Below are 4803 nucleotides of genomic sequence, written 5' to 3' on the forward strand. Positions count from 1 at the left end.
AAACTCAAACAGAAATCGAACCAGAGCCTCCGTTACGAAAACGCCTCAGCTCTCCGAAAAACTCTGAAGACGGACAATCAGCCTCGGGCTCGCGCCGATCATCATCAAAGACATCTACGACGCTTTGCCCGGCATTATCGGTGAGGGCATGAGTGCGATCATCGTCGAGCAGGACATAACGAAGGCACTGTCGGTCTCGAGCCGGGTCTACTGCCTGCAGGAGGGGCGCGTTTCGCTGGAAAGCACGTCTGACACCGTATCGCGTGAAGACATTTCACGCGCGTATTTCGGGATCGAATAATATGGAATGGCTGAACGCTATCGTGCAGGGAACACTGCTGGGTGGGTTATACGCGCTGTTTGCCGCGGGTCTGTCGTTGATCTTTGGGGTCATGCGGCTCGTCAATATCGCCCATGGCGATTTGATCGTGCTGGCCGCTTATCTCGGGCTGACCGTAACGACCGCGACAGGGATGCACCCGATTGCCGCGTTGGTGATTGTCGTTCCCGCCATGGCGTTGATCGGGTATGCCCTTCAACGCGGTCTGCTTAACCAAACTCTGGGCGACGATATTCTTCCACCGCTGCTTGTGACATTCGGGCTGAGTGTAATTATCCAGAACGGATTGCTGGAGGTCTACACGGCCGACCCGCAAACGTTGAACGCTGGTGCACTGGAAACAGCCAGCGTTGCAGTAGGTGGTGTGACCCTCGGGATACTACCGCTACTAACCTTCGGGATTGCGATCGCGGTGATCTGGGGGCTGCAATGGACCTTCTATCATACAGCTTTGGGACGTGCATTCCGGGCCGTTTCGGACAATCAAGACATCGCCCAGCTCATGGGTCTCAATCGTCGGCACATCTTTGGCTTGGCCATGGCGCTGGCCCTCGGTGTGACAGCGATCGCCGGTATTCTGCTTGGTATTCGAACAAGCTTTGATCCTTCGATTGGTGGCGGTCGCCTGATCTTTGGCTTTGAGGCCGTTATCATCGGTGGGCTTGGCAACCTTTGGGGTACATTAATTGGCGGCGTTATCCTTGGCGTCGCGCAAACCATCGGAGCCAAGATTGATCCGGGCTGGCAAGTGCTTGCCGGACATATCGCGTTCCTTGTCATTCTTGCCGTTCGTCCGAACGGCCTCTTCCCGAGGGTTTCTGGATGAATCTGCAAGATTATTCCGCATCTCGATCATCAAAGGCAGCGCGAGTTGCTGCGATCCTGACCGCTATTGCTGTGCTTGTTTTGATTGCAGCGCCCTGGTGGGCAGGCCGGGCTGACATGCGCCTGATGGGCGAGCTGTTTCTCTACCTGTCCCTCGCCACTCTTTGGAACCTCATGGCGGGTTATGCCGGTCTCGTCTCTGTTGGTCAGCAAGCCTATGTGGGCTTTGGCGGCTATATGCTCTTTGCACTTACGATGCTGGGTGGGCTGAACCCATTGGTTGCTATTGCAGCCGCAGGCGTGTTGGGGGCTTTGATCTCGATTCCGGTGGCTGTTCTGATCTTCAGGCTTCGGGGCGCATATTTTGCCATTGGCACCTGGGTCATCGCAGAGGTCTTTCGGCTGAGCTTCGCGCAAATCTCAGCGCTTGGTGGGGGATCAGGATCTTCGCTGCCCGTTGCCATCGTCAAATCTCTGGCGTCCGGGCGCGCGATGCGAGAAGCGCTCAGTTATTGGCTGGCGCTCGGAGCTGCTGTGCTGGTGGTGACTGCGGTGTATCTCTTCTTGCGGTCTCGCCAAGGTTTGGCATTGACGGCAATTCGCGACAACGAGCTGGCAGCCGGTAGCCTCGGCATCGATATCTGGCGCACGAAGTTCATTGTTTACGTCGTCACGTCGGCGTTCACGGCGATGATCGGCGCGCTGATCTTCTTGCAAAAGTTGCGCATTTCGCCGGATGCGGCGTTCAGCGTCAACGACTGGACCGCCTTCGTCATCTTCATCGTCGTAATCGGCGGCATCGGTACCGTCGAAGGACCGATCATCGGCACACTCGTCTTCTTTGCGCTGCGCGAAACGCTGGCCGACCTTGGGACAACGTACCTCATCGTTCTCGGAGTGGTTGCGATTGTCGTCATGCTCAAGGCGCCGAAAGGCATCTGGGGCGTGATCCGTAGCCGTTATGACCTGCAACTATTCCCGCTGGGCTATCGCGTAAAGCACATCGGACAATCCAAGGAAAACTGAACTCATGGCCCGTCAGAAAAAGACCATCATTACATGTGCTGTAACAGGAGCGATCCACACACCAACGATGTCGGATGCACTTCCGTACACCTATGATGACATCGCGCGGCAGGCGATCGACGCCGCCGAGGCCGGAGCGTCGATCCTGCACCTGCATGCGCGCGACCCTAAGGACGGTTCTCCATCGGTTGACCCGAATGATTTTGCGCCTTTCCTGCCGCGCATCAAACAGGCTACCGACGCAGTTGTGAATCTATCGACCGGTGGATCGCTGACACTATCCATTCAGGACCGGATTAACCCGGCCAAAACTTTCAGCCCCGAAATGTGCTCGATGAATATGGGTTCGATGAACTTCTCGTTTCATCCATTGGCCAACCGATATGGCGATGACGATTGGGAATTTGATTGGGAGAAGGACTATGTCGCGAACTCCGATCAGAACATCTTTCGCAATACATTCCGGGACATTCGCGAGGCGGCGGAAACGCTTGCGCCTCATGACATCAAGTTCGAACACGAATGCTATGATGTCGGGCACTTGTACAACCTGAAATTCTGCATGGATATTGGACTGTTCAAGGCACCCATTTTCATCCAGTTCATCTTTGGCATCCTCGGCGGCATTGGACCCGAAGTTGACAATCTGATCTTCATGAAACGTACTGCCGACAGGCTGTTCGGTGACGACTATCGGTGGTCGGTCTTGGGCGCAGGTGGAGCACAGATGTCCCTTGCCACGACGGCAAGCCAGATGGGCGGCAACATTCGCGTAGGTCTTGAAGACAGCCTGTTCATCTCTCGTGGAAAACTGGCCGAAAGCAACGCTCAGCAAGTCGCCAAAATTCGACGTATTGTAGAAGATTTGGGCAGTCAGGTCGCAACTCCCGACCAAGCGAGAGAAATTCTGGATTTGAAAGGAGGAGACCGCGTCGCATTCTGAGGCTAGGGTGACAGGCATCAACTCATATCGAGCGATTTGTTTGTTTGAAAATTTCGAAACACCGGGGAGATTGCGCCATGCGAGTGAAGATCTTGACCTTCAGCGCGCTTCTGACAGGATTTACGGCCGTTCAGGCTCCTGCGCAGAACGCAGCTCAGGACATCACCGATCTTTTGCTCAGCAACCGGTCTGCCGACTGTGCGGACTATGCGGGAGTGTATTCCGCTTCAGTGGAAGACGTCACCCGCCAGCAACGTTTTAACTCCGAAATCGAAATCTCGTCTGATAGTCAGCACTGCACTCTCAAGACCAATGGCATTCCTAACCATGATTTCAATGGGCCTACAGCCAACTTCGCCAACGATGTGCGGGAATTGTCAGGCACATTTCGGATTCCCAGAAATCCGGAAAAGGCCCGCAACCAAACCGCGCTGTCGCAACGGAGTTATGATGCCATTTTGTTGAATGGCGTGCCGGTCGATTTGCTCTCGGCCGGGTGTTATCGCCCAAGCGGCCCACGTGCAGACAAGAATGGCAACGTTCTGGCAGGGTGTCGGGATACTGATCCCTGGTTGCTCGACCCGCCGTCTTACGATCAGTATTTTGGCGTAGATCTCCACAATGCCCATGCCCAGCCAGACGGCAGGTATCACTATCATTCCAATCCAAATGCGCTGTTTCGGGATCACGACCTTGATAAGCCGTCACCAGTTATCGGCTTCGCGGCTGACGGATTCCCGATCTATGGTACGATATTCAAAGACAGCGATGGTACTATAAGACCTGCGATTTCCGGCTACCAACTCAAAACCACGCCTCGGCCTGCGCCGCCTACCGGGCCGGGTGGTACTCCGGACAGGACGTATATCGACGACTACGAGTTTACCGGGACGGGCGATCTGGATGAGTGCAATGGCATGACCGTTGATGGCCAGTACGGGTACTATGTCACCACAAGCTACCCGTGGGTGCTCAACTGTTTGGTCGGAGAGCCTGACAGCTCATTCGACAAAAGGTGATCGTTAGTCCTTATTTCTGAGGCGCAGTTTCGGCCTATCCTGGATTTATCCAGACACCTGGTGTTTCCCCCGCGATACTAGCAATACGGCCGAATTGCTCGCAATTCTGATCTTATTGGGTTTGCCATCTGTTTAAAGCGGTCACAGTGGTTCATTTAATTTGCGACTGCCGCCTTGGCGCTTATGTCAGGTGTTCTTTGCAAGCATGGTCAAAGGATGAATTCAGGCAGGGCTAGGTGATTGTGCTGGCTATATACTGACAAGCTGACCACTCAATCAGAGAACACTTCACATAACTCCCACAGGACGCTCGTGTTTCGGTGTTGTTCAGTAAACAGCCAGTGGTCTTGTACCCCGCCAATGAAGGCTTCTGATAACGATGATGTCTTTTTTGCACCCAAGCCTTTAGCCAAGCGTTCCTTTCAGCTTCTCTGATCATAAGAGATAGAATACTGGGGCTTCAAATGACTTGGCCCCGGTAAACTGTGCGTTGCGACGAAGCGACAAAATCACAAGGCTCGCTTCGCCGTGCGCTGTAGTTACTGCAGATATTTGTTGAACCAATCAATGGTGCGGTCCCAGGCTAGGTTTGCCATTTCCTCGTCATAACGAGGCGTGCTGTCGTTATGAAAACCGTGGTTGGCATTTTC

Annotated in this window: 6 protein-coding genes; 5 read left to right on the forward strand and 1 reads right to left on the reverse strand. The window is 54.3% G+C overall.

Features of this window, described 5'->3' with window-relative positions; all coding sequences use genetic code 11:
• The first annotated feature begins 148 nt into the window (after positions 1–148).
• From AC2FI8_RS24420 to AC2FI8_RS24440, 5 genes are all read left to right on the forward strand, one after another.
• Positions 149–301 (forward strand): hypothetical protein, encoded by a 153-nt coding sequence (locus AC2FI8_RS24420; RefSeq protein ID WP_496781240.1) that lies wholly within the window; start codon positions 149–151, stop codon positions 299–301.
• A gap of 1 nt (position 302) precedes the next feature.
• Positions 303–1166, forward strand: coding sequence for a branched-chain amino acid ABC transporter permease (locus AC2FI8_RS24425; RefSeq protein WP_496781241.1), 864 nt, complete (start codon positions 303–305; stop codon positions 1164–1166).
• The gene (locus AC2FI8_RS24430; protein ID WP_496781242.1) at positions 1163–2191 is read left to right on the forward strand and encodes a branched-chain amino acid ABC transporter permease; all 1029 of its coding nucleotides are present in this window, start codon (positions 1163–1165) and stop codon (positions 2189–2191) included. The genes AC2FI8_RS24425 and AC2FI8_RS24430 overlap by 4 nt, the downstream gene beginning before the upstream one ends.
• Before the next feature lie 4 nt (positions 2192–2195).
• A complete protein-coding gene (gene kce, locus AC2FI8_RS24435; protein WP_496781243.1) occupies positions 2196–3134 on the forward strand; it encodes a 3,5-dioxohexanoate:acetyl-CoA acetone transferase in 939 nt (312 codons plus the stop codon).
• Positions 3135–3211: 77 nt separating this feature from the next.
• Positions 3212–4153 carry a YHYH protein gene (locus tag AC2FI8_RS24440; RefSeq protein WP_496781244.1) on the forward strand — a complete coding sequence of 314 codons (942 nt, stop codon included), beginning with the start codon at positions 3212–3214 and terminating at the stop codon, positions 4151–4153.
• 539 nt (positions 4154–4692) lie between these two features.
• Here the strand turns inward: AC2FI8_RS24440 and AC2FI8_RS24445 are convergent.
• Positions 4693–4803: dienelactone hydrolase family protein (locus tag AC2FI8_RS24445; RefSeq protein WP_496781245.1), on the reverse strand; the 111-nt coding region annotated here is incomplete at its 5' end.

The organism is Ruegeria sp. CDSB029 (assembly GCF_059611125.1).

Bases quoted from the DNA above. Each gene is read 5' to 3' on its own strand.
- AC2FI8_RS24420 (WP_496781240.1), top strand. From the start codon at position 149: ATGAGTGCGATCATCGTCGAGCAGGACATAACGAAGGCACTGTCGGTC.
- AC2FI8_RS24425 (WP_496781241.1), top strand. From the start codon at position 303: ATGGAATGGCTGAACGCTATCGTGCAGGGAACACTGCTGGGTGGGTTA.
- AC2FI8_RS24430 (WP_496781242.1), top strand. From the start codon at position 1,163: ATGAATCTGCAAGATTATTCCGCATCTCGATCATCAAAGGCAGCGCGA.
- kce (WP_496781243.1), top strand. From the start codon at position 2,196: ATGGCCCGTCAGAAAAAGACCATCATTACATGTGCTGTAACAGGAGCG.
- AC2FI8_RS24440 (WP_496781244.1), top strand. From the start codon at position 3,212: ATGCGAGTGAAGATCTTGACCTTCAGCGCGCTTCTGACAGGATTTACG.